At 66.5% G+C, this 21,980-nt stretch carries 27 protein-coding genes; 9 read left to right on the forward strand and 18 right to left on the reverse strand.

Translation table 11 applies throughout. The features are described from left to right. Nucleotides 1–7: 7 nt before the first annotated feature. The 16 genes from J2T07_RS00450 to J2T07_RS00525 form a co-directional block, all read right to left on the reverse strand. The gene (locus tag J2T07_RS00450; RefSeq protein WP_306846456.1) at nucleotides 8–679 is read right to left on the reverse strand and encodes a tetratricopeptide repeat protein; all 672 of its coding nucleotides are present in this window, start codon (nucleotides 677–679) and stop codon (nucleotides 8–10) included. Further along, nucleotides 676–1,116: a cytochrome c-type biogenesis protein gene (locus J2T07_RS00455; RefSeq protein ID WP_430539310.1), complete on the reverse strand. Its 441-nt coding sequence runs from the start codon at nucleotides 1,114–1,116 to the stop codon at nucleotides 676–678. The genes J2T07_RS00450 and J2T07_RS00455 overlap by 4 nt, the downstream gene beginning before the upstream one ends. Next, the gene (locus J2T07_RS00460) at nucleotides 1,116–1,658 is read right to left on the reverse strand and encodes a DsbE family thiol:disulfide interchange protein (RefSeq protein ID WP_306846460.1); all 543 of its coding nucleotides are present in this window, start codon (nucleotides 1,656–1,658) and stop codon (nucleotides 1,116–1,118) included. The genes J2T07_RS00455 and J2T07_RS00460 overlap by 1 nt, the downstream gene beginning before the upstream one ends. Further along, nucleotides 1,655–3,619 (reverse strand): heme lyase CcmF/NrfE family subunit, encoded by a 1,965-nt coding sequence (locus J2T07_RS00465; RefSeq protein WP_306846462.1) that lies wholly within the window; start codon nucleotides 3,617–3,619, stop codon nucleotides 1,655–1,657. The genes J2T07_RS00460 and J2T07_RS00465 overlap by 4 nt, the downstream gene beginning before the upstream one ends. Continuing rightward, a complete protein-coding gene (ccmE, locus tag J2T07_RS00470; protein ID WP_306846464.1) occupies nucleotides 3,616–4,077 on the reverse strand; it encodes a cytochrome c maturation protein CcmE in 462 nt (153 codons plus the stop codon). Before ccmE ends, J2T07_RS00465 begins: the two co-directional genes overlap by 4 nt. Continuing rightward, nucleotides 4,061–4,261, reverse strand: a complete 201-nt coding sequence (ccmD, locus tag J2T07_RS00475) for a heme exporter protein CcmD (protein WP_306846465.1) — start codon at nucleotides 4,259–4,261, stop codon at nucleotides 4,061–4,063. The genes ccmE and ccmD overlap by 17 nt, the downstream gene beginning before the upstream one ends. Continuing rightward, nucleotides 4,258–5,025, reverse strand: a complete 768-nt coding sequence (locus J2T07_RS00480; RefSeq protein WP_306846467.1) for a heme ABC transporter permease — start codon at nucleotides 5,023–5,025, stop codon at nucleotides 4,258–4,260. The genes ccmD and J2T07_RS00480 overlap by 4 nt, the downstream gene beginning before the upstream one ends. A 66-nt stretch (nucleotides 5,026–5,091) precedes the next feature. After that, nucleotides 5,092–5,778, reverse strand: a complete 687-nt coding sequence (ccmB, locus tag J2T07_RS00485; protein ID WP_306846469.1) for a heme exporter protein CcmB — start codon at nucleotides 5,776–5,778, stop codon at nucleotides 5,092–5,094. Then, nucleotides 5,775–6,410 carry a cytochrome c biogenesis heme-transporting ATPase CcmA gene (ccmA, locus tag J2T07_RS00490; protein WP_306847915.1) on the reverse strand — a complete coding sequence of 212 codons (636 nt, stop codon included), beginning with the start codon at nucleotides 6,408–6,410 and terminating at the stop codon, nucleotides 5,775–5,777. Before ccmA ends, ccmB begins: the two co-directional genes overlap by 4 nt. Nucleotides 6,411–6,502: 92 nt before the next feature. Further along, nucleotides 6,503–7,882, reverse strand: coding sequence for an FAD-dependent oxidoreductase (locus J2T07_RS00495; protein ID WP_306846471.1), 1,380 nt, complete (start codon nucleotides 7,880–7,882; stop codon nucleotides 6,503–6,505). A gap of 89 nt (nucleotides 7,883–7,971) precedes the next feature. Further along, nucleotides 7,972–8,472, reverse strand: coding sequence for a polyhydroxyalkanoate synthesis repressor PhaR (gene phaR / locus J2T07_RS00500; RefSeq protein WP_430539295.1), 501 nt, complete (start codon nucleotides 8,470–8,472; stop codon nucleotides 7,972–7,974). A 107-nt stretch (nucleotides 8,473–8,579) separates the two neighbouring features. Then, nucleotides 8,580–10,148: a DHA2 family efflux MFS transporter permease subunit gene (locus tag J2T07_RS00505; protein ID WP_306846473.1), complete on the reverse strand. Its 1,569-nt coding sequence runs from the start codon at nucleotides 10,146–10,148 to the stop codon at nucleotides 8,580–8,582. Then, on the reverse strand, nucleotides 10,145–11,344 hold the full coding sequence (locus J2T07_RS00510) for an HlyD family efflux transporter periplasmic adaptor subunit (RefSeq protein WP_306846475.1): 1,200 nt from the start codon (nucleotides 11,342–11,344) through the stop codon (nucleotides 10,145–10,147). The genes J2T07_RS00505 and J2T07_RS00510 overlap by 4 nt, the downstream gene beginning before the upstream one ends. Next, the gene (locus tag J2T07_RS00515; RefSeq protein WP_306846477.1) at nucleotides 11,341–12,801 is read right to left on the reverse strand and encodes an efflux transporter outer membrane subunit; all 1,461 of its coding nucleotides are present in this window, start codon (nucleotides 12,799–12,801) and stop codon (nucleotides 11,341–11,343) included. Before J2T07_RS00515 ends, J2T07_RS00510 begins: the two co-directional genes overlap by 4 nt. After that, nucleotides 12,798–13,325 (reverse strand): MarR family winged helix-turn-helix transcriptional regulator, encoded by a 528-nt coding sequence (locus J2T07_RS00520; RefSeq protein ID WP_306846479.1) that lies wholly within the window; start codon nucleotides 13,323–13,325, stop codon nucleotides 12,798–12,800. Before J2T07_RS00520 ends, J2T07_RS00515 begins: the two co-directional genes overlap by 4 nt. 85 nt (nucleotides 13,326–13,410) lie before the next feature. Next, a complete protein-coding gene (locus J2T07_RS00525; protein WP_306846481.1) occupies nucleotides 13,411–14,175 on the reverse strand; it encodes a TatD family hydrolase in 765 nt (254 codons plus the stop codon). A 143-nt stretch (nucleotides 14,176–14,318) separates the two neighbouring features. Between J2T07_RS00525 and J2T07_RS00530 the strand changes: the two genes are divergently transcribed. Both J2T07_RS00530 and J2T07_RS00535 read left to right on the forward strand, forming a co-directional pair. Then, nucleotides 14,319–14,921: a glycine zipper 2TM domain-containing protein gene (locus J2T07_RS00530; protein ID WP_306846483.1), complete on the forward strand. Its 603-nt coding sequence runs from the start codon at nucleotides 14,319–14,321 to the stop codon at nucleotides 14,919–14,921. A 29-nt stretch (nucleotides 14,922–14,950) separates the two neighbouring features. Beyond that, complete coding sequence (locus J2T07_RS00535) at nucleotides 14,951–15,418, forward strand: glycine zipper 2TM domain-containing protein (protein WP_306846485.1); 468 nt, start codon at nucleotides 14,951–14,953, stop codon at nucleotides 15,416–15,418. A 282-nt stretch (nucleotides 15,419–15,700) separates the two neighbouring features. Here the strand turns inward: J2T07_RS00535 and J2T07_RS00540 are convergent, their stop codons facing one another. Continuing rightward, complete coding sequence (locus J2T07_RS00540) at nucleotides 15,701–16,135, reverse strand: cell wall hydrolase (RefSeq protein ID WP_306846487.1); 435 nt, start codon at nucleotides 16,133–16,135, stop codon at nucleotides 15,701–15,703. Between the two features lie 455 nt (nucleotides 16,136–16,590). Next, on the reverse strand, nucleotides 16,591–17,373 hold the full coding sequence (locus J2T07_RS00545) for a YgfZ/GcvT domain-containing protein (RefSeq protein ID WP_306846489.1): 783 nt from the start codon (nucleotides 17,371–17,373) through the stop codon (nucleotides 16,591–16,593). A gap of 127 nt (nucleotides 17,374–17,500) precedes the next feature. On the opposite strand from J2T07_RS00545, the gene J2T07_RS00550 reads away from it, so the two are divergent. The 7 genes from J2T07_RS00550 (at nucleotide 17,501) to J2T07_RS00580 (ending at nucleotide 21,946) form a co-directional block, all read left to right on the forward strand. Next, nucleotides 17,501–17,668, forward strand: a complete 168-nt coding sequence (locus tag J2T07_RS00550; RefSeq protein ID WP_306846491.1) for a DUF1674 domain-containing protein — start codon at nucleotides 17,501–17,503, stop codon at nucleotides 17,666–17,668. Nucleotides 17,669–17,729: 61 nt separating this feature from the next. After that, entirely contained in the window at nucleotides 17,730–18,122 is a 393-nt protein-coding gene (gene sdhC / locus J2T07_RS00555; RefSeq protein ID WP_306846493.1) for a succinate dehydrogenase, cytochrome b556 subunit, read from the forward strand. Continuing rightward, complete coding sequence (gene sdhD, locus J2T07_RS00560) at nucleotides 18,119–18,505, forward strand: succinate dehydrogenase, hydrophobic membrane anchor protein (protein ID WP_306846495.1); 387 nt, start codon at nucleotides 18,119–18,121, stop codon at nucleotides 18,503–18,505. The genes sdhC and sdhD overlap by 4 nt, the downstream gene beginning before the upstream one ends. A gap of 3 nt (nucleotides 18,506–18,508) precedes the next feature. Next, complete coding sequence (gene sdhA / locus J2T07_RS00565) at nucleotides 18,509–20,293, forward strand: succinate dehydrogenase flavoprotein subunit (RefSeq protein ID WP_306846497.1); 1,785 nt, start codon at nucleotides 18,509–18,511, stop codon at nucleotides 20,291–20,293. A 21-nt stretch (nucleotides 20,294–20,314) separates the two neighbouring features. After that, nucleotides 20,315–21,100, forward strand: coding sequence for a succinate dehydrogenase iron-sulfur subunit (locus tag J2T07_RS00570; RefSeq protein WP_306846499.1), 786 nt, complete (start codon nucleotides 20,315–20,317; stop codon nucleotides 21,098–21,100). Nucleotides 21,101–21,309: 209 nt separating this feature from the next. Beyond that, entirely contained in the window at nucleotides 21,310–21,558 is a 249-nt protein-coding gene (locus J2T07_RS00575; protein WP_306846501.1) for a succinate dehydrogenase assembly factor 2, read from the forward strand. After that, nucleotides 21,530–21,946: a hypothetical protein gene (locus J2T07_RS00580; RefSeq protein ID WP_306846503.1), complete on the forward strand. Its 417-nt coding sequence runs from the start codon at nucleotides 21,530–21,532 to the stop codon at nucleotides 21,944–21,946. Before J2T07_RS00575 ends, J2T07_RS00580 begins: the two co-directional genes overlap by 29 nt. Nucleotides 21,947–21,980: the final 34 nt, after the last annotated feature.

Consider the following 21,980-nt stretch of genomic DNA (forward strand, 5'->3'; position numbering starts at 1 on the left):
TGCTCCTTCACGGGGGGTGCTCTTCGCCGGCGCGCTTGTCGGCAAGGGCGATCTGCTGGGCCACGGCGTGCGCCACGTTGGAGTCTGGATCGAGCAGGGGTTGCAGCTTACGCCATGTGCTCGCGGCGTCGGTGTAGCGCTCCTGCTGGAACTGCGCGATGCCGAGCAGCCACAGGGCGCGCTGGCTCTGCGGCTCGATGGCCAGTGCACCGTCCAGCAGGTCCATGGCGCGGCCTTCGATGCGGTGGTCCGGCCGCACCAGCGAATCGGCTTCAGCCCATCCGACCATCGCCGCGACATTCTTCGGATCGGCCTTCAGGGCACGGTCGTACGCGTCGCGCGCATCCGGCGATTGCTTGAGCATGCTGTAGGTCTGACCGAGGAGAACCCATCCCTGGGCATCGTCGGGGTGCTCCTTGAGGCGTGCCAGCAGGCTGTCGATGGCTTCGCCGACGGTCATTTCCTTCGGCGGCTCGACGCCACCGAGGGTCGACGGCGTGCCCACGAGCATGTAGATGCCCGCACTGCCCAGGGGCAGGATCAGGGCGATGGCCACGACCCATGCGAACACACCGCGCGGGCGGCCATGCAGGCGGCCCTGGCGAACGAGTGGAACAAGCAGCAAGGCGAGCGCGAGGGTGAGCATCACCGCCGCGACGAGATAGAACGCGAGTGTCACCAGTCGTCCTCGGTGTCGTTGGCCGGCGTGCCGACGGTGGGATTCTGTCGTGCGCGACGGCGCACCTGCACCGCGACGACGACGGCGCCGGCGGCGAGCAACGCGAGCGGGCCGAACCAGAGCAGCCACGTGGACGGTTCGACGGGCGGCTTGTACAGCACGAACTGCGAGTAACGGTCGACGAGGTAGGTCTTGATCTCGTCGTCGCTCTTGCCCGCCTGGATCATCTCGAACACCTGCCGGCGCAAGTCGTGCGCGATCGGCGCGTTGGAGTCGGCCAGTGTTTCGTTCTGGCACATCGGGCAGCGCAGCTCGGAGGTCAGTTTCTGGAAACGCACCTCTTCCGCGCGGTCGTGGAACGGCAGCGGTTGGATGGCCTGCGTGTATGCCACGACCGGCAGCAGGCACAGGGCCAGCCAGAGGAGGGCGCGGCGGATCACGGCGCTTCCTTTGCCAGCGCGGCCAGGGCGGGACGGATTTCCTTCTCGATCACCTCGGGGGTGATCGGGCCGATGCGCTTGTAGCGGATCACGCCCTTCGCATCGATGAGGAAGGTTTCCGGCGCAGCGTACACGCCGAAATCGATGCCGGCGCGTCCGTCGCGGTCGGCAACGATCACGTCGAACGGATCGCCGTGCTCCGACAGCCACGCCATGGCGGCTTCCGGCTCGTCCTTGTAATTGAAACCGACGATCGGCAGGCCGAGCCGCTTCATGTCCGTCATCAACATCGGGTGTTCGTGCACGCACTCGATGCACCAGCTGGCGAACACGTTGAGGAAATAGGGCTTGCCGAGCAGGGACGCCTTGTCCACGGTGCGCGACGGTTCGCCGAGCACCGGCAGCGCGAACGCGGGCGCGGGCTTGTCGATCAGCGGCGAGGCGATCTCGCGCTGGTCGTGCTGCGTGTTCCACCAGATGCCGAAGCCGAACAGGCCCACCAGCAGGAGGAAGCCGATCAGGGGAAGCAGGCGGCTCATGCCGGCGTCGCCTTCGGTTCGAGCGTGCTCTCGGCGGCGATCTTCTTCGCCCGGAAGCGGCGCTCGCACGCGGCGAGGAAGCCACCGGCCATCATGAACAGGCCGCCGAGCCAGATCCAGCGGACGAAGGGCTTGTGGTACAGGCGCAAGGCCCACGCGCCCTGCACGTCGTTCGCGTCCATCGGTTCGCCCAGCGCCACATAGATGTCGCGGAACAGGCCGGCGTCGATGGCCGACTCGGTCTGTACCTGGCCGCGTGAATAGGTACGCTTCTGCGGATGCATCGTGCCCACCGTGGCGCCGTCGCGGAGGATCGTGACGATGCCTTCGTCCGCGCGCCAGTTGGGGCCCTCGGTTTCTTCGACACCGTCGAAACGGAAGTCGTAGCCGCCGATGGATTGGGACTGACCGGGCGCGAGGCGCACGTCGCGTTCGACACTGAGCGATTCGGAAAGCATCACCCCGATCACGAAGATCGCGACGCCCGTGTGCGCCACCAGCATGCCGGCCATCTCCGCGGGATAACGGCGGCCGCGCGGCATCTCGCGCCAACGCTTGACGATGTAGGCGAGCGTGCCCGCGCCGACCCACACCGCGCCGGCCACGCCGGCGATCGCACGCAGGTGGCCTTGCGCGAAAACAGCGGCCACGACGGCGCAGATCACGGCGGCCACGCCGGCGCGCCACGCCATGGCCGTGAGTTGCCGTCCTTCGGCACGGCCCCAGCGCAGGTACGGACCGAACGGCAGCAAGAGCACCGCGGGTGCCATCAGCATCACGAACAGGAAACCGAAGTAGGGCGGACCGACCGAGATGCGGCCGAGATTCAACGCATCGCCGATCAGCGGGAACAACGTGCCGAGCAAGACCATCGCCGCGGCCGTGGTGAACAACAGGTTGGCGACCATGACGCCGGTTTCGCGCGACAGTGGCGCGAAGGGCTTGCCCGTGGCCACCTTGGGCGCACGGATCGCGTACAGCAGGAGCGAGCCGCCGATCACGACGATGAGGAAACCGAGGATGTACAGGCCGCGACGCGGATCGGAGGCGAACGCGTGCACCGAGGTGAGCACGCCGGAACGGACGAGGAAGGTGCCCAGCAACGACAGCGAGAAGGCGAACAGCGAGAGCAGCACCGTCCATGCCGGAAGCGAGCCGCGCTTTTCCGTCACCGCCTGCGCGTGGATCAACGCGACGCCGACCAGCCAGGGCATGAACGACGCGTTTTCCACCGGGTCCCAGAACCACCAGCCGCCCCAGCCCAGTTCCGCATAGGCCCACCAGCTGCCGGCGACGATGCCGAGGGTCAGGAAGGCCCAGGCCACGTTCGTCCACGGCCGCGCCCAGCGCACCCAGGCCTGCTCCATGCCGCCGCCCAGCAAGGCGGCGATCGAGAAGGCGAAGGCGACCGAGAAGCCCACGTAGCCCATGTACAGCACGGGTGGGTGGAAGGTCATGCCCGGGTCTTGCAGGACGGGATTCAGGTCACCGCCATCCGCGGGCATCGGCAGTTCGCGCAGGAAGGGATTGGAGGTGAACAGGATGAAGGCGAGGAAGCCGACACCGATCAGGCCCAGCACGCCGAGCACGCGCGCGACGAAGGCGGGCGGGAGGTGCCGGCTGAAAGCGGCCAGTGCGACCGACCAGATGTTGAGGATGAAGACCCACAGCAACATCGATCCCTCGTGCGCGCCCCATACCGCGGTGATGCGGTAGTACCAGGGCAGGGCGAGGTTCGAGTTGTCGGCGACGTAGGCCACCGAGAAGTCGTAGTGCAGGAAGGCGTGGATGAGGATCGCCATCGCCGTGAACACGAAGATGCCCTGGCCCGCGGCGGCCGGACGCGCCACGGCGATCAGGGCGGCGTTACCGCGCCATGCGCCGAGGATCGGCAACACGCCCTGGACGAGCGCGAGCAGCAACGCGAGCGCGAGCGCGAACTGGCCGAGTTCGGGGATCACCGCGGCATGTCCTTCTTGTCGTCGATCTTGCGGTTCTCGTGCGCCTTGGCCATGGCGTCCTTGAGTTCCTTCGGCATGTAGTTCTCGTCGTGCTTGGCGAGGACTTCACTGGCGATGAAGCGGCCGCTGTCCATGCGTCCGGTGGCGATCACGGACTGGTTGTCGCGGAACAGGTCCGGAAGGATGCCGGTGTATTCCACGGGCATCGCGCCGCCGTCGTCGACGACGATGAAGCTCACCTTCAAGGTGTCGCCGGCGCGCTGGATGGAGCCGGACTTGACCATGCCGCCGAGGCGGAAGGTGGCGTACTGCGCGGCCTGGCCTTCCTGCACCTGGCTCGGGGTGAACAGGTAATTCATGTTCCGCTGCAGGGCGAACACGGTCAGGCCCACCGCCACGGCGGCGGCGGCGATGACCGAGATCACGATGGCGAGGCGGCGTTTACGCGTCGGATTCATTGCTTGGAGGGGTTCCCGGCCGGCGGCGGTTTTCCTGGCGCGCGAGTCGTGCGCGGAGTTCGCGCAGGTTGCGGCGGCGCCGGGCCAACGGGGCCAGCGTGTCGATCAAGAGGACGATGAAGAAGACGGCGACGGCGGACCAGACGTAGAAACCGTAGTCGCCCATGGCGAAGGCGTGGCTCATGCGGGATCGTTTCCCGTGCGGCCGGCCAACAGGTCGCGCACCCAGCCCTTGCCACTTTCGGAGGCGACGAGGTCCGCGCGCGCGCGGGCGAACAGGCTGGCGATGTAATAGAGCTTGGTGGCGGCCATCATGGTCAACAGCGGCCAGAGCATGCTCGCCTCGATGTGCGATGGGCCGAGCAGGCGCACCGTCGAACCCTGGTGCAGCGTGTTCCACCAATTCACCGAGAAGTGCACGATGGGCACGTTGACCGCGCCCACGAGTACGAGGAAGGATGCCGCGCGGGCACCCTGGCGACGGTCCTCGAACGAGTGATAGAGGCCGATCACGCCGAGATAGATGAAGAGCAGCACCAGTTCGGACGTGAGGCGCGCGTCCCAGGTCCACCACGTCCCCCACATCGGCTTGCCCCAAAGGGAGCCGGTCACGAGGGTGATGAAGGTGAAGGCCGCGCCGACCGGTGCGGATTCCATCGCCACCGTTTCGGCGATCTTGATCCGCCAGACCAGGCCGATGAAGGCGGCGACGGCCATCGCGCCGTAGATGAAGAGGCTCATCCATGCGCTGGGCACGTGGATGAAGATGATCCGGTAGGCGTCACCCTGCTGGTAATCCGCCGGCGCGACGAACAGGCCGCCATACAACGCCACGGCGCCGAGGACGAGCGCAAGGCCGAGCGCCCACGGCCGCACGGCCCCGGCGAAGCGGTAGAACACCGGCGGCGAGCCGAGGCGGTGAAGCCAGAGCGGAACCCAGTTAGCCATCGATCCTCGTCGCAGGTTCGTTCAAGCACCGTGAGTCCCCCGATGGGACCGTGTGGTTGCGTGCGTTCATGTGTCCATGGCGATGCGTAGCGCGGCGGCGCAGGCCAGCGGTGCGAGGACGAGCGCCAGGGCGAGTCCGGCTCCCAGCCAGGCGATCGGCGCGATCCACGGCAATCCTTCCTGCGCGGCGGCCACGGCTCCGGCGGCGAAGATCACGACCGGCACGCACAACGGCAGCAACATGAGCGCCAGAAGCATACCAGAGCGTCTTGTCCCCGCCGTCAGGGCGACCAGCACGGCACCCATGAGGCTCAGCAGCGGCGTGGCGAGCAACAGCGCGGCGACCAGTACGGGCATGGCCTCCGGTGGCAACCTGAGCATGCCAGCCAGCAGTGGCGCGACCACGATCAGGGGCAGCGCGGCGGTGATCCAGTGGGCGAGGATCTTCATGGCCACCAGCAGGGCCAGCGGCTGCGGCGCGAGCATCAGCTGCTCCATCGAGCCATCCTCGATGTCGGCGCGGAAGAGCTGGTCGAGCGAGAGCAGGATGGCGAGCAGCACGGTGACGAACACCACGCCACCGGCGATCCGCGACAGCAGCGCCGGATCGGGGCCTAGCGCGAACGGGAACAGGGTGGCCACGATGACGGCGTACAGCACGGGCAGGGCGATGTCGCCGCGGCGGCGCCAGGCCAGGGTGAGGTCGCGCCGCAGCAACGCGGCGCAGGCGGCGGACGTGCTGCCGGGCCTCACGCGTGCAGCCGGATACGTCGGGGTTCGCCGCCGGCGAAGCTGACCGCGCCGTGGCTGGTGACCAGGGCCGCTCCGCCGCGTGCGGTGTGGCGCTCGAGCAGGCGATTGACCAGGGCGATGCCCTCGCGGTCGAGGTTCGCATACGGTTCGTCGAGCAGCCAGATGCGTGCGGGCACGAGGAGGAGCCGGGCCAGCGCGGCGCGTTTCTTCTGTCCCGCCGAGAGCCGCCGCACGGGCTCGTCCTCGAAACCGGCCAGGCCGACCTCGGCCAGCGCGGCGCCCGCGTCCACGCCCTCGCGCAGGCCGTAAAGGCCGGCGCTCACGGCAAGGTTCTCGCGTGGCGAAAGGTCGAACTTGAGACCGAGGTGATGGCCGAGGAACACCACCGTTCCGGCCATGGTGTCGAGCGAGAAGGTGGCGCCTTCGACGCGCACCTCGCCCTCACCGGGCCGCAGCATGCCCGTGAGCACGCGCATGAGGGTCGTCTTGCCGCTGCCGTTGTCGCCTTCGACCAGGGCGATCTCGCCCGCGTGCAGCGCGAAATCCAACGGTCCGAACACCGGCTCGTCCTGGCGAAAGAAGCCGAGCGCGCGGGCTTCGAGCAGGATCGGGGGTTCGGTGGCGACGGTCATCCCGCGATTGTTGCGGGCGGCCGCGCGGATGTCCATGCACCGGCGCGCCCGGTGGGAGCCGACCTTGTCGGCGATTCCCGCGGAGCCAACCCTCACCCGCGCTCGAACGCCCGCCCAGGCAGCGGCGGCAGCGTCGCCTTCAGCGTGCGCACGGCGGCATCGATATCCACCGAGGCCACCGCCTCATGCCCCCGCAGCAACTGCTCCACCAGCACGTCCTGCGCACGCCCGCGCTCCAGCGCGTACGCATACGGCAGGTGGGTAAAGGTGACCATGCGATAGCGCGGCAGGTAATGCGTGGGCGATCGCTCGGCCAGCAACGCGCCAAGCTCGCGCTTGCGCAGGTAATGCGGATCGGCGACCGAATCACGCATTTCCACGTAGTTTTCCAACGCCATTTGCGCGATGGCGTCGGCGTTGGGCTTGCGCCGGTGCTCGAACTCAGCGAACACGGCCGCGGCGTCGCCGGGCTGCGCGGCGAACAGTTCCGCCAGTTCCGCCGCGTCTTCGAAGCCGCAATTCATGCCCTGCCCATGGAAGGGCACGATCGCGTGCGCGGCGTCGCCGATCAGCAAGGCCCGCCCGCCGACATGCCAGCGGTCGAGGTAGAGCGTGCCGAGGGTACCCACGGGATGCGCCGCCCAGTCGGCCGCGAACTCGGGCATGAGGGCCAGCGCATCGGGAAAATCGGCGCGGAAGAATGCCTCCGCGGCGCCCGCGCCGGCGATCGTGCGGAAGCTGGGATGCTCGCCGTCGTTGGGCAGGAAGAGGGTGACGGTGAAGCTGCCCTCGCGATTGGGCAGCGCGATGCACATGTAATGCCCACGCGGCCAGATGTGCAGCGCGTTGCGCTCGATCGCGAACGGAGCGGCGGGATCGCGTCCCGGCGGGATCTCCAGTTCCTTGTAGCCGTGGCCGAGTTCCTCCACGCGCTCGCCCAATGGCGAGTGCAGGTGCATGGCCGCACGCAGCGCGGAGCCGGCGCCGTCCGCGCCGATGACGATGGGCGCCTCGACCGTGCGTTCCACGCCATGGGCATCGCGTAGCGAGAGCGTGCCCGCATCGAGGTCGGCGCCTACCAGGCCCTGGTCGAAATGCACCGTGGCGCCGGCCGCCTCGGCGGCGTCCAACATCAAGGTGTTGAGGCCGCCGCGCGACACGGACCAGATCACTTCGGAATCGTCCACGCCGTATCGCTGCAGGCCGCTATGGCCCGCGGGATCGTGGACCATGCGCCCGCGCATCATCACCGCCTGTTCGAGCACGCGATCCGCGAGGCCGGTGGCACGCAAGGCATGCAGGCCGCGTTCGGCCAGGGCGAGATTGATCGAGCGACCGCCCTGGAAACCCGCCTTGCGGGGATCGGAGCGCTTCTCGTAGACGGTAACGCGGAAGCCGCGCTGGGTGAGCAAGGTGGCGACCAGGGCGCCGACCAGTCCGGCGCCGACCACGGCGATGTCGTTACGGGGCATGGAGGCCTGCATCCGGGCGCGAGATATTGCGGGGCAGCGCATCGTGCGCCGCAGCGCCGCCGGGGGCAAGTCCGCGGCGGCGGGGCTTCTTAGCTGGGTTTCTTGCCCGTGCGGCCCGCGGGGCGGACCGGCTCAGCCGGCTTGGCCGTGGCGGCATCGAGGAAGCCGCGCTGCATCGACTTCCAGACGTCGAGATTGCGCTCGGTCATCTCGTTGAGCATGGACCAGGGCGTCTGGCCCATCAGGCTGTTCAGCTGATTGCGGAACTGCTGCTGCTGGTCGAGGAAGACCTGCAAGCTCCGCTCCAGGTACGGCCCCATGAAGCCCTGCAGGGAGTCGCCGTAGAAGCGAATGATGTGCGAGAGCAGCTGCGGCGACAGCATGGGCTGGCCGTGCTCCTCGTGCTCCGCGATGATCTGCAGCAACACCGAACGGGTCAGGTCTTCACCGGACTTGGCGTCTCGGACCTCGAAAGTTTCCCCGTCGAGCACCAGCTGGCGGACCTCCTCCAGCGTGATATAGCTCGAGATTTCCGTATCGTAGAGACGACGGTTCGGATACTTCTTAATGATGCGTAGGGTTTGTGCCATGCGGCGAAAGCTACCACGAGGTATTGCGCCGCACCAGTTGCGGCAACTGGCCGTAATCGTTTACGGATTTCACATTCGACGTTTGGATCGATTTAGCTAACTTTGTTTTAATGTGCTGCCGCACCGCCCGCGTTGCCGAACGGCGGCTTCGCCAGCCAGAGGATCGGGATCAGCGAGAGGAAAAGCAGCGCACAGCCCCAGAACACGTCGTTCACCGCCAGCGTCGCCGCTTCCCGGGTCACCAGTTGATCGACCACCGCGAGTCCCGGCTTGCCCGGAATGCCGAGCGACGTGAGTTGCTGGGTGAAGGCCGTGGTCGCGGGCGATGCATGCGTCACGTATTCGGTGAGCGAGGCATGGTGCGATTCGGTGCGGTGCTGCCAGAGGGTGACGGTCACCGCGGTGGACACGCTGGATGCCAGCGTGCGGCAGAAGTTCGCCAGTCCCGACGCACCCGCCACCTGGTCCGGGTTGAGGCCGGAGAGGAAGATCTGGTTGAGCGGGATGAAGAAGCAGGCGATCGCGATGCCCATGATGAAACGCGGCAACACCAGCGTGGCGAACGACGCGCCGCTGTTGAACTCCGAGAACCAGAACGCGGTGAAGGCGAACACGATGAAGGCGAACGTCACCACGGCGCGCAATTCGAGCCGCTGGATGTTCTTGCCGATGAACGGTGACACCAGGAAGGCGAGGATGCCCACCGGCGCGGTGGCGAGGCCCGCCCATGTCGCGGTGTAGCCCAGCGTGGTCTGCAACCACAGCGGGAACACCACGTTGATGCCGAAGAAAGCGAGCATGCCCAGTGACAACGCGGTGACGCCCACCGCGAAATTGCGTCGCGTGAACAGCGAGAGATCCACCACGGGATGCTTCGCGGTGAGTTCCCATATCACCAGGAAGACGAGGGCCACGAGCGCGATCAGCCCGAGGGTGAGAATCATCGGCGAGGCGAACCAGTCGTGGTCGTTGCCGTTGTCCAGCATGAACTGCAACGAACCCACGCCGATCACCAGCAAGGCCAGTCCGACGGTGTCGATGGGCGCACGCGTGATCTTCGTCTCGCGGTGGCGAAGGATGCTCCAGGTCACCACGCCGGCGGCGGCACCGACCGGCACGTTGATGTAGAAGATCCACGGCCAGGAGAAATTGTCGGTGAGGTAGCCGCCCAGGATCGGACCGAAGATCGGCGCCACCACCACGGTCATCGCCCACATCGCCAGTGCGATGCCTTGCTTGGTCTTGGGGTAGCTCGACAGCAACAGCGACAGCGACAACGCCACCATCGGCCCCGAGCCCGCGCCCTGCAGGAGACGGAAGATCACCAGCGTCGGCATGCTGGTGGCAAGGCCACACAGCATGGAGAACACGACGAACAAACCCACCGACACACAGAACGTGCGCACTTCACCGAAGCGTTTCGCCAGCCAGCCCGTCAACGGCTGCATGATCGCGCTGGCCAGGGCGTAGGAACTGATCGCCCATGTGCCCTCGCTCGGGCTCACGCCGAGGCTGCCGGCGATGTGCGGCACCGCGACGTTCACGATCGTCATGTCGAGGATCTCCATGAAGGTGGAGAACGCGACGGCGATCGTCAGCAGGACCAGCGGCCCGCCATGCAGCGGCTTCGGGCCGTTGGCGGGGGCGTCGTCGGAGAGGGCGGTGGCGTCGCTCAAGGCACGTCGGCTCCGAGATTGTCACGAACGATGGCGTCGGCGGCGGCATCGGCCTTCGTGGCGACCTCGTCGTAGACCCGGGTCTGCGCGACGGGCGTCGTTGATGGCTGCTTGGCGAGCACATCGCCCTTGTCGTCGGTGATGTCCACCGTCACGGCGGTGGACAGTCCGATGCGCAGCGGGTGCTTGTCGAGGTCCCGGGGATCGAGCGCGATGCGCACGGGCACGCGCTGCACGACCTTGATCCAGTTGCCGGTGGCGTTTTGCGCGGGCAATAGTGAAAAGGCGCTGCCCGTGCCCGCGCCGAGGCCGACGACCTTGCCGTGGTACTCCACGCCACCGCCGTAGATATCCGCCTCGATCTTCGCCGGCTGGCCGATGCGCACGTGGCGCAGCTGGCTTTCCTTGAAGTTCGCGTCGACCCAGAGGTCGTGCAGCGGCACCACGGTCATCAGTTGCTGGCCGGGCTGCACGCTGTTGCCGACCTGCACGCTGCGCTGGGCGACATAGCCATCGACCGGGGCGACGATCGCGTTGCGCTGCGCTGCGACCCAGGCCTGGCGGAAGTTGGCGCGGGCCTGTTCCACGGCGGGGTTGCCCTGCACGTCGCTGCCGTCGACCAAGGCGCGCGCGGCGTCGGCCTGGCGCTGCGCGGTGTCGAGCGCGGATTGCGCGCTGGTGACCGCGTCCCGTGCATGTTGCACTTCCTCGGGCGCCACGGCCTTTTCCGCCAGCAACGGCAGGCGGCGCGTGAGATCGTCCTGCGCACGCTTGAGGTCTTGCCGCCGGGCGACGAGCGAGGCATCCGCGCCGGCCGCCGACTGGGTCTGCTGACGTACTTGCCGCACCGCCTGGGCAAGCGCGCTGCTGGCCTTGCGCAAGGCCACGTCGGCATCGATCGGATCGAGCCGGACGAGCACCTGTCCGGCGTTCACTCGCTGCGTGTCGTCGGCATAGACACCGACGACGATACCCGGCACCTGGGCCGAGATGCCCACCTGGTTGCCGCCGACATAGGCATCGTCCGTGGTTTCACGCGTGGAGAAGACGAACAGCCAGAGGAGGGCCCAGGTGATGGCGGCGAGGACGAAGACGGTCAGCGCGATCAACAGCGCTCGGGTGCGCTTGCGCTTGTCCTTCGGCGCGTTGCCGCCATCGTCCTGGGCGCGCGGCGTGTCGGTCGGGTTGGCGCTCATGGGCTCGTGGCTCCGTTCGTGCGAGGCGTGGAAGGGGATGCGATGGTTTCGGCGCGGTATCCGCCGCCGAGGGCCTTGATCAGGGCGACGTCGGTGGCCAGGGCCTGGCCATGGAGGTCGGTTTCCATGTCCTGTTGCTGGATCAACGCGGCTTCGGTCGCCAGCGATTCGCGATCGTCGCGAACGCCGCGCGCGGCACGGGCGTGGGCGCTGGCGAGCAAGGCGTCGGCGGCCTCGACCTGCGCGTCCTGCTGCGCGCGCCGCGCGGCGATCTGCTGGGCGCCGAGCGCCTGCGTGGCCACGTCGCGCGCGGCGCTCGCCACGGCGGCGTTGTACTGGGCGACCGCCGCACCGAGTTGCGCACGGCTGACACCGTGATTGGCTTCCAGCGCGCCGCCCTCGAAGATCGGCAGGTGGATCGCCGGCGTGAGGGAGAAGACGCGGCTGTCGGCCGAGAAGACCTTGTCCATGTCGATGCTCGACAGGCCGGCCATGGCGCTCAGGCTCACGTCGGGGAAGAATTGCGCGCGCGCCGCATCCGTCTGGCGCAGCGCGGCTTCCACCTGCCAGCGGCTGGCGGCGATATCGGGCCGGCGTGCCATGAGGTCCGTGCCCGCGTCCGTCGGCAGCCCCGGCGTCACCGCCGGCAGCGGGCGTGGCGTCAACGCGGGGAGCTCGGCGGGCGACACGCCCACCAGGGTGGCGAGCGAGGCGCGGCGGATATCCGCCGAACCCTGCAGGGCGACGCGTTGCTGCCGTGCGCCGGCCAGTTCGGCCCGCGCCTGCTGCGCCGTGTCGGGTACGTCCACGCCCTGTTTCACCCGCAGTTCCGCGATGCGCAAGGCGCGTTCGCGCGCGGCGACGAGGCGGTCGGCGAGTGCGACGCGGGACTCGTCTGCCAGCCATCCGAAATAGGTATCCGCGACCACGGCCTGGATATCGAGCGAAGCGGCCGAGCGTTCCGCTTCCGCGGCGCGTGCGCTGTCGATCGCCGATTCGATCGTGTAGCGCTTCTTGCCCCACCAGTCGAAGTCGTAGCGCACCTGGACGCCCAGGTCGGCCTGGTTGTACCAGGTGAAACCGAGGAATTGCGAAGGAATGAGGCCGTGCTCGCTCATCCGCTGGCGCGCGACCTGGCCGCTGCCGTCGACACGCAGGCCGGCCTGCGCGGCGGCCACGCGGATGTTCTGTTCGGCGGATTCCACGCGCGTCCTGGCCTGGGCGAGGTCCGGCGCACCGCGCAGCGCGAGGTCCATCAGGGTGTCGAGTTGCGGGTCGTTGTAGACGCGCCACCAGTCGGCCGCGGGCCAGCCGGCACGGGTGCCGGTGGAAAGACCCGCCAGGGGCGCCTCCTCGCGTAGTGCCGGCCGGTCGATCTTCGCCGGCACGTGGCAGGCGGCGAGCAACACGGCCACCGCGCCTGCGAGCAGGGTGGGGCGGAATGATGTACGAATCATGGGCAGGCGTCCGTGTCGACCGTGCGGTCGATGTGCAGGGCGAGTTTCTTGAGCAGTTTCTCGAAAGTCTTCCGTTCCGTGGCGCTGAAGCAGGCGAACGACTCCGCCACGGCCGGGAACATGGGCGGCAGCAGCTTGGCGACGAAGCGCCGGCCGGCTGGCGTGATCCGCAACAACACCTGGCGCCGGTCATGCGTGGCATGTGAGCGCGAGATGAGGTCGCGCTTGGCCAGCACGTTGGCGATGCGTGTCATGTTGGTGGGCTTCTGCTCGGCGAGCACGCACAACTCGCTAGGCGTGGCGCTGCCGTCCTCGCTGCTGTACAGCATCATCAGTGTGCGGAAATCGCTGTCGTTCAAGCCGTGGGGCTTGAGCCTGTCCTCGAACTCACGCAGCAGCGCACCCGCGGTCAGCATCAGCAGGCGGACGAGGACCACTTCGGACTTCGGCAGCTCCGGGATGCGGTCGGCGACGCGGCCAACGCCCTCGTAGAGCGCCTCCACGCATGGCTTGAGGCTGGACATTTTGCTGGTAAATAGTTCGCTGGTGAACTATCAGGTTAGCAAGCATCGACTGGATACCGCAACATTCCGCCTTGCCATGGGTGGGCTATAGCCCGAACAGTCGCTCGGCATTGGCCGTGGTCGCCGCGGCGATGTCCGCTTCCGGCTCGTCGCGCAACGTCGATATGGCGCGCAGTACGTCTCGCATATAGGCAGGCTCGTTGCGCTTGCCGCGGTGCTGCGAGCAGGGCTGGTCGGGCGCATCCGTTTCGAGCAGCAGCCAGTCCAGCGGCATGCCGGCGACCACCCGATGGATGCGGCTGGCCCGGTCGTAAGTCACCGGTCCGCCGATGCCGATATGGATGCCGAGGTCGAACAACTGGCGGGCCTGTTCCTCGCTGCCGGAGAAACTGTGCACGACACCACGCAGGCCGCCGATGCGGCGCAGCGTGAGGATGGTTTCCTCGAAGGCGCGGCGCGCATGGACGATGACGGGCAATCCGTGCTCCTTCGCGATGTGCAACTGGCGAACGAACAGGTCTCGTTGACGTGCGGGGTCGAGGCCGTCGACATGGAAGTCGAGTCCGATTTCGCCGACGGCCACCGCATCGTGTCCCTCCAGCCAATCCGGCAACTCGTCGAGATGGATATCGCGGTGGCGTTCGAGGAACAGCGGGTGCAAGCCGTAGGCGGGAAAGACGCCCGCGCGTGCCGCGGCCAGCTTCTCCACCCGTTCCCAGTTTCCCCGGTCGATCGCCGGCACGACCCAGCGCCGCACGCCGGCCTCGGCGGAGCGGGTGAACATCGTGCTCCGGTCGGCATCGAACGAGGCGTCGTCGAGATGGGCGTGGCTGTCTACGAGATCGAGCATGTCGGTGTGATGCCGGGATGAAGGGTGGAGGGAGTCTAAGGCGTCGTTCAGTTTACCGACTGTCAAATGTGACCGAGGCGACTTCCGGGTGATGGGGCTCTGGCGCCATCGAGGTCGCTGACCTTTGTTAGGAGATTAGGGTTATGAGCAGGTTGAAGATTTCCGTCCTGAACGCTGGTTTGGGTGCGGCCCTGGTATTGAGCCTTTCCGCCTGCAATCGCGATGCGAATGCCGACATCGCGAATGCCCCGGCTCCGGCTCCCGAGACCGCCCCGGCGCCGGCGCCCGAGCCGCCGGGCCCGAAGTACGGCCGTGTGGTCAGCGTGGACCCGGTTCGCCAGGAGGCATCGGCACCGCAGCGGGAGTGCCATGACGAGGTCGTGACGCGGCGTGCCCCGGTCAAGGACCAGCACCAGATCGCTGGTACCGCCATCGGTGCGGTGGCGGGTGGCCTGCTCGGCAACCAGATCGGTGGCGGCAAGGGCCGCACGCTGGCGACGGTGGCGGGTGCGGTCGGTGGCGGCTACGCGGGCCACGAGATCCAGGAGCGCCGCCAGGAAACCAATACGGTGACCAGCACGGTCCGTAAGTGCAGCACCGTGTCGGCGGGCGGCAGCGACAAGATCGTGGCCTACGATGTGCGCTATGAATACAAGGGCGTGACCCGCACGGTGCGCATGGACCACGATCCGGGCGATCGCGTGGAAGTACAGGAAGGCGTGTCGGTCGTATCCGACGCGCGTTGATCCACGAACCACTCATGAGGGCGTAAGCCATGCATAGCATCGTCCGCAAGATCGGCCTCGTCGCCGTGGCCCTGGCCACGCTGTCGTTGTCCGCGTGTTACGAACAACCGCGTCGCGTGTATCGCGAGGATCGCGTGGTGTATTCCGGTGCGCAGCGAGGATGTGCGCAGTGCGGCGTCGTGGACGACATCGAGCAGGTTTACGTGCAAAGGGATTCCTCACCCTTGGGCGCCGTGATCGGTGCCGTCGCCGGTGGCGTGCTGGGCAACACCATCGGCAAGGGCGACGGTCGTTCCGCGGCCACGGTGGGTGGTGCCGTGGTAGGCGGCCTCGTCGGCAACCAGGTCGGCAAGCGCAACGGTTCCGACGATGTGGCATTTCGCGTGCGGATCCGCCTCGACGACGGCCGTTGGGCCACGGTGACGCAGCGCGAGGATCCACAGTTGCGGCGTGGCGATTATGTCGAGGTTCGCGGGGATCGCGTTTACAGGCGTTGATTGTTTAGCCGTAAAGAAGTCCAAGAAAAGCCCGCCTCATGGCGGGCTTTTCTTGGTTGATACCGCCGAAATACCATCGATGAAGGCCGCTATCCGTGGGAACCGCTTCAGCGGCGATCCCGAGGCAGTGGGCATGCTTGAGTCAAGCATCCAGCGCCGAAGGGTCGGCTCCCACCAGGGTGCTTTTCCACAGGCAAAAAAAAGACCCTCATCCGAGGGCCCCTTTTCCCGGAGATCCCAAGCTGCCCGCCTGGATCCCTTTTTCCCCCGCACGTTCTCGCGTCAGTTGACGGCGTAGAACGCGTGGTCGCCTATCTTGCGAACGACCCGGCTGCTCGACCAGCTCGGCGCCACCGCCACGGTGGCGAAATGATCGGCCTGTGGTACGTAAACGAGGCGCTCGCTCTTTGGCAGGTTCCAGTTGTTCATGGAATCGCCGGCGATTTTCCATGCCTTGTTCCACGCGACGAGATCGTTGATCTCGAAATCCTTCGGCGTGGTCGTAATCGCGAACTGGCGCGGTGCCTTCACGACTTCACAGACATTGTTGCCACCCATGCCGCGATCGCGGCGACGGAGGGCGACTTCCGCCACGGCATACTGGCCGATGGTCGGTTCACTGCGTGCTTCGAGGTACACCGTCGTCGCCAGGCAGGTCTGGTCGGCGAGGTGGCTTGGAAGGACGGACGCCATCCAGAGCAAAGCGGAAAGTTTCATGTGTATCTGCCTCCAACGAGCTTTTCCGTCACTTGCGGCCTTGGAAGAGCCATGGGGGACGTATGAGCGGTAGACGGGCGGGCAGGCCGTTACTACCTGGACCAACCGACGACATCCGATACATGCAGGAAACACGGATGACGCGGGCGTCACACACTGTGACTTAACTGGGCGGCTGTCCGGAGCCGCCCGGCATAGGGTGTCGCCGAATGAGTTCGGCTCACGACGCGCCATGGGGGGGCGCGTTTCGTTGTGCTCCGGCGGGGGCCGGGTCGCGCCAGAACCGTCATCGTCGACGGATCGTCGCGGGTGTAACCGTGCAGTGACAGCACGGCCACGCAAATGGATCGGCGGAGCCTAGTGGCGCGTGTCGATTTGCGCAAGTGCGCGAGTGGCGCGGTTCAGCTTTGACTCACACATGCACTGGAACATTTTTTTACGACGTTATCGCACGTTCATTCGGCAAACGTCGACAAGACGTGTAGTTGTATGCCTTGTGATTCAAGAGTCTCCGCCTGCGACATCGTGTCGTCCAGTACAACTAGCGATGTAGGCAAAGGCGAGTACATGTGTTGCATCAACACGATGCCCGCATCACGGCCGTCGATGTGCAGCGAATGTCCTTCTTGCAGCGCAGCATCGCTACGCACGATGCGCAGGTGGCGCTTGTGTCCACCGAGAAAATGCAGCCTCGCGGCGATTTCCTGTCCAGGGAAGCAACCCTTGTCGAACGCCACGGCATCGAGCCGTTCCATCGATAGCGCGGGCGGAAGCAACATGCCGAGCGCTCGTTCGGGAAGCCATGCAAACCCCCTGTCGATGTGTCGCGCGATCCACGCGTCGTCACCCTCGTGCGCGCCGATGCGCAACGACGCGTCGCCTTCGCCCAGTACCAACGCGTCGTCTTCCTCGCGTGCGTCGCCGTCGGCAACGGCCTTGCCATCCGACACGTGCAGTTCGCCGGACACATCGATCTTCACCTTCGAACGAAAGACGAAGCGCTTCAGGTCCGCGGCAAGCGACGACGCATCGCCACCTCGCGGCATGACGACATAACGATCGTCCGCGATGCGGGCGATCTGCAGCAGCGCGCGTACCCGTCCCTTCGGGTCCAGCCAGCCGCTCCACTGCCAGCGTCCGGTCGCGAGTGCCAGGACGTCGCTGCTGAACTGGGCGTTGGCGAACGCGCCGGCATCGGGGCCGGCGAGGGTGATGGTTCGAGTGGTACGGCTCGGCATGGGGGAGGCGCAAGGCAGGGCGGAGGGGTAAGATATACGGTCCAGCCTTGGCCAAACCAAGCCTCGCGGCTTTCGTCAAGGTTGTGCTGCCGTTGCACAGGTATTACGCTTTTAGGGCTTTATAACCATGTCCGACAACCCCTCCGAACCCCAGGACGCGAACGATTCCGCTCCGGCGAAGCCGCTCGTCACGCCGATCGCCCCCACGAACGGTGGACCCGGGGTCGAAAAAGCGCCCTTGGACCCCACGCGTTATGGCGACTGGGAAAAGAACGGACGCTGCATCGACTTCTGACGACCGGAAGGCGAAGGGGAGGCTGTCGGGCATCTAGCGATTCCAATCCAGGATAGCCGCCATGGCACAAACGGGACGACCGCTCTCACCGCATCTCCAGGTCTACAAGTGGCAAGTGCAGATGGTCTCGTCCATCCTGCATCGCGTCACCGGCATCCTCAATGCCGTCGGTAGCCTCATCATCGTCTGGGGGCTCGCCTCCATCGCCGCCGGTCCGGAAGCCTTCGGAACCTTCACCAGCGTGGCCGGCAGTCCGTTCGGAACGGTCGTGATGGTCGGCTGGACGCTGAACTTCTTCTACCATCTGTGCAATGGCATCCGTCATCTCGTGCAGGACACCGGCGCCGGCTATGCGATCGAATCGTTCGTCCGCTCGAGCTGGCTTTCCATCGTCGGTGCGATCGTGCTGACCGCCCTGGTCTGGGGTTACGTACTGCTGGGAGCCCAGGCATGAACAAGGACCTGCGCAACCCGCTCGCCCGTGCCCGTGGCCTCGGATCGGCAAAGGAAGGCGTCAGCCACTGGATGCTCCAGCGCGTCACCGCGCTCGGCTTGATCTTCCTCACGCTCTGGTTCGTCGTCACCGTGGTGAGCCTGGCGCACGCCGACTTCGACACGGCCCGCGCCACGCTGGCGAAACCCTGGAACGCGGTGCTGCTCATCGCGCTCATCATCACGATGTTCCGGCATGCCGTCCTCGGTTTGCAGGTCGTGATCGAAGACTACGTCCATACCCGCTGGCTCGAAGTAGCCTCGCTGGTCGTCATCAAGTTCATCGCCGTACTCGCCACGCTCACGGGCGTACTGGCCGTGTTGCGCGTCGCGCTCGGAAGCTGATCGATGGAATCCTACAAGGTTCAACAACACAAGTACGACGTGATCGTGGTCGGCGCCGGTGGCGCGGGCCTGCGCGCCACCTTCGGCCTCGCCGAGAAGGGTCTCAAGGCCGCCTGCATCACGAAAGTCTTTCCGACCCGCTCGCACACCGTGGCGGCGCAGGGCGGCATCTCGGCCGCCCTCGGCAACATGGGCGAGGACGACTGGCGCTTCCATTTCTACGACACGATCAAGGGTTCCGACTGGCTCGGCGACCAGGACGCGATCGAGTACATGTGCCGTGAGGCCATCCCGGCCATCATCGAGCTCGAACATTACGGCGTGCCGTTCTCGCGTACCGAGGAAGGCAAGATCTACCAGCGCCCGTTCGGTGGCATGACCACGCATTACGGCCAGGGCACCGCGCAGCGCACCTGCGCCGCCGCGGACCGCACCGGCCACGCCATCCTGCACACGCTGTACCAGCAGGCGCTCGCGCACGACGCCACGTTCTTCATCGAGTACTTCGCCATCGACCTCGTCTTCGAGGATGGCAAGTGCGTGGGCGTGCTCGCGCTCGACATGAACGAGGGCACGCTGCATCTGTTCCGCGGCCATGCGGTCGTCATGGCGACCGGTGGCTACGGCCGGGCCTACTTCAGTGCCACCTCGGCGCATACCTGCACGGGCGATGGCGGTGGCATGGTGCTGCGCGCCGGCCTGCCATTGCAGGACATGGAATTCGTGCAGTTCCATCCGACCGGCATCTACGGTGCCGGCTGTCTGATCACCGAAGGCGTCCGTGGCGAAGGTGGCTATCTCACCAACTCCGAGGGCGAGCGCTTCATGGAGCGCTATGCGCCGAACGCGAAGGATCTCGCCTCGCGCGACGTGGTCAGCCGCGCGATGACCATCGAGATCCGGGAAGGACGTGGCGTGGGCCCCAACAAGGACCACATCCACCTCAACCTGATGCACCTGGGTCCCGAGGTCATCGGCGAGCGCTTGCCGGGCATCGCGGAGTCCGCGCGCATCTTCGCGGGCGTCGACGTCACCAAGGAACCGATCCCGGTCCTGCCGACCGTCCACTACAACATGGGCGGCATCCCGACCAACTATCACGGTGAAGTGGTCACCAAGCGCGACGACGATCCGGATTCGATCGTGCCGGGCCTGTTCGCGATCGGCGAGGCCGCTTGTGTATCGGTGCACGGTGCCAACCGCCTGGGCTCGAACTCGCTGCTCGACCTGGTGGTGTTCGGCCGTGCCGTGGCCCACCGCTGTGCCGAGCTGATCAAGCCGGACACGCCGCACAAGGATCTCCCGGCCAATGCGCTGGACAAGGTCCTGGGCCGCTTCGACGCGCTTCGTCACGCCAATGGCGGCACGCCGACCGCGCAGATCCGTGCCGAGATGCAGAAGACCATGCAGTCCGACGCCGCGGTGTTCCGCACGGGCGAGACCCTGAGGGAAGGCAAGGCGAAGATCTCCTCGGTCTACGACTCGTTCAAGGACGTCAAGGTCAGCGATCGCTCGATGGTCTGGAATTCCGACCTCATCGAGACGCTGGAATTGTCCAACCTGCTCGCGCAGGCGGTGGCCACCATGCACTCGGCGGAGCAGCGCCCGGAAAGCCGTGGCGCCCATGCACGCGAGGACTTCCCCGATCGCGACGACCACGACTGGCAGAAGCACACGCTGGTGTGGATCGACGAGGCTGGCCAGTCCAGCTTCGACTTCCGCCCGGTGCACATGTACACCCTGACGGACGATGTCGACGTCGTGCCGCCGAAAAAGCGCGTTTACTGATACCGGACCGGAGAGGCAATCGTGGCAGAGTTCACGCTACCCAAGAATTCCAAGATCCAGGCCGGCAAGCATTTCCCGGCGAAGGGCGCGAAGAACGTGCGCACCTTCAAGGTCTACCGCTGGACGCCGGACGACGGCCAGAACCCGCGCACCGACACGTACGAGGTCGATCTCGACGCGTGTGGCCCGATGGTTCTCGACGCCCTGTTGAAGATCAAGAACGAGATCGACTCGACGCTCTCGCTGCGCCGCTCGTGCCGCGAAGGCATCTGCGGTTCGTGCGCGATGAACATCGACGGCACCAATACACTGGCGTGCACCAAGGCCATCGAGGATTGTGGCGGTGGTACGGTCAACATCTACCCGTTGCCGCATATGCCGGTGGTGAAGGATCTCGTTCCCGATCTCACCCATTTCTACGCGCAGTTCGCCTCGATTAAGCCGTGGATGCGCACGCAGAGCCCGGCGCCGGCCGACAAGGAGCGCCTGCAATCGCCGGAAGACCGCAAGAAGCTCGACGGTCTCTACGAATGCATCCTCTGCGCCTGCTGCTCGACCTCGTGCCCGAGCTACTGGTGGAACGGCGACCGTTACCTCGGCCCGGCGATCCTCCTGCAGGCCTACCGCTGGATCGTCGACAGCCGCGACGAGGACACTGGCGCCCGCCTGGACGACCTGGAAGATCCGTTCAAGCTCTACCGTTGCCACACGATCATGAACTGCGCGCGCACCTGCCCGAAGGGTCTCAACCCGGCAAAGGCGATCGCGGAGATCAAGAAGCTGATCGTGCAGCGGCGCTCGGCCTGACCCCGGCCCGGTGGAGTTCCGCTTGGTGGAAGCCCCGCTAGGTGGGAGCCCCGCTAGGTGGGAACTCCGCTAGGTAGGACCCCGCGAGGTAGGACCCCGCTAGGTGGGAGCCGCTTCAGCGGCGATGGGATGCGACAAGGCGAGTTCCCGATCGCCGCTGAAGCGGCTCCCACATGAAGCGGCTCCCACAGTGATTCCGGTGACCCGTAATGGAAGAAGGCCGTTTCAAACGCCTGCGATGGCGTACCCGTCGGGGTACGCGTGAGCTCGATCGACTGTTCGGTGGGTGGCTCGACGAGCGCTTCGCCGACGCGGACGAAGGCACGCGGCTGGCTTTCGACGAACTGCTGGACGTGCAGGATCCCGATCTCTGGGATTGGGTGATGGGTCATGCACGGGCTCCCCGCGACGACTGGCAGGCGATCATCGATGACATCCGCTCCAGGCACCGGCTTTGACATACGGCCATCGGCCACGTTGAGTCGTCTCGGTGCGGGCGTCGTGGCGCTGGCCACAGTGGCCCCGTTGTTCACCGGGCTGCCCCGGATGATCGCATGGCTGTTCGCCGCCGGCATCGCATGGCACGGATGCCGGCGGCTCGTGGCGTTCCGGCGACCGGCCATCGTCTCCTTGCGTTGGACCTTCGACGATGTCTGGTCGGTGCGCTTGCGCGGTGGCGGCGAGCGTCCCGCGGACCTGACCGACGCACGGATATTCGGCACATCGGTTTTCCTGCGCCTTCGTTGGCGCGATGGCCGGGGGCGGGTGGCCTTGCTTCCCGACAACGCGCCGGCTGACGATCTCCGCCTCCTGCGGGCCCGCCTTTCGACCCGTCAAGCCCCCTGAAACCCAACGCCTCGCTGTCTGGACGCGAGGCCCC

This window comes from Luteibacter jiangsuensis, assembly GCF_030812295.1.
Taxonomy (GTDB): domain Bacteria; phylum Pseudomonadota; class Gammaproteobacteria; order Xanthomonadales; family Rhodanobacteraceae; genus Luteibacter; species Luteibacter jiangsuensis_A.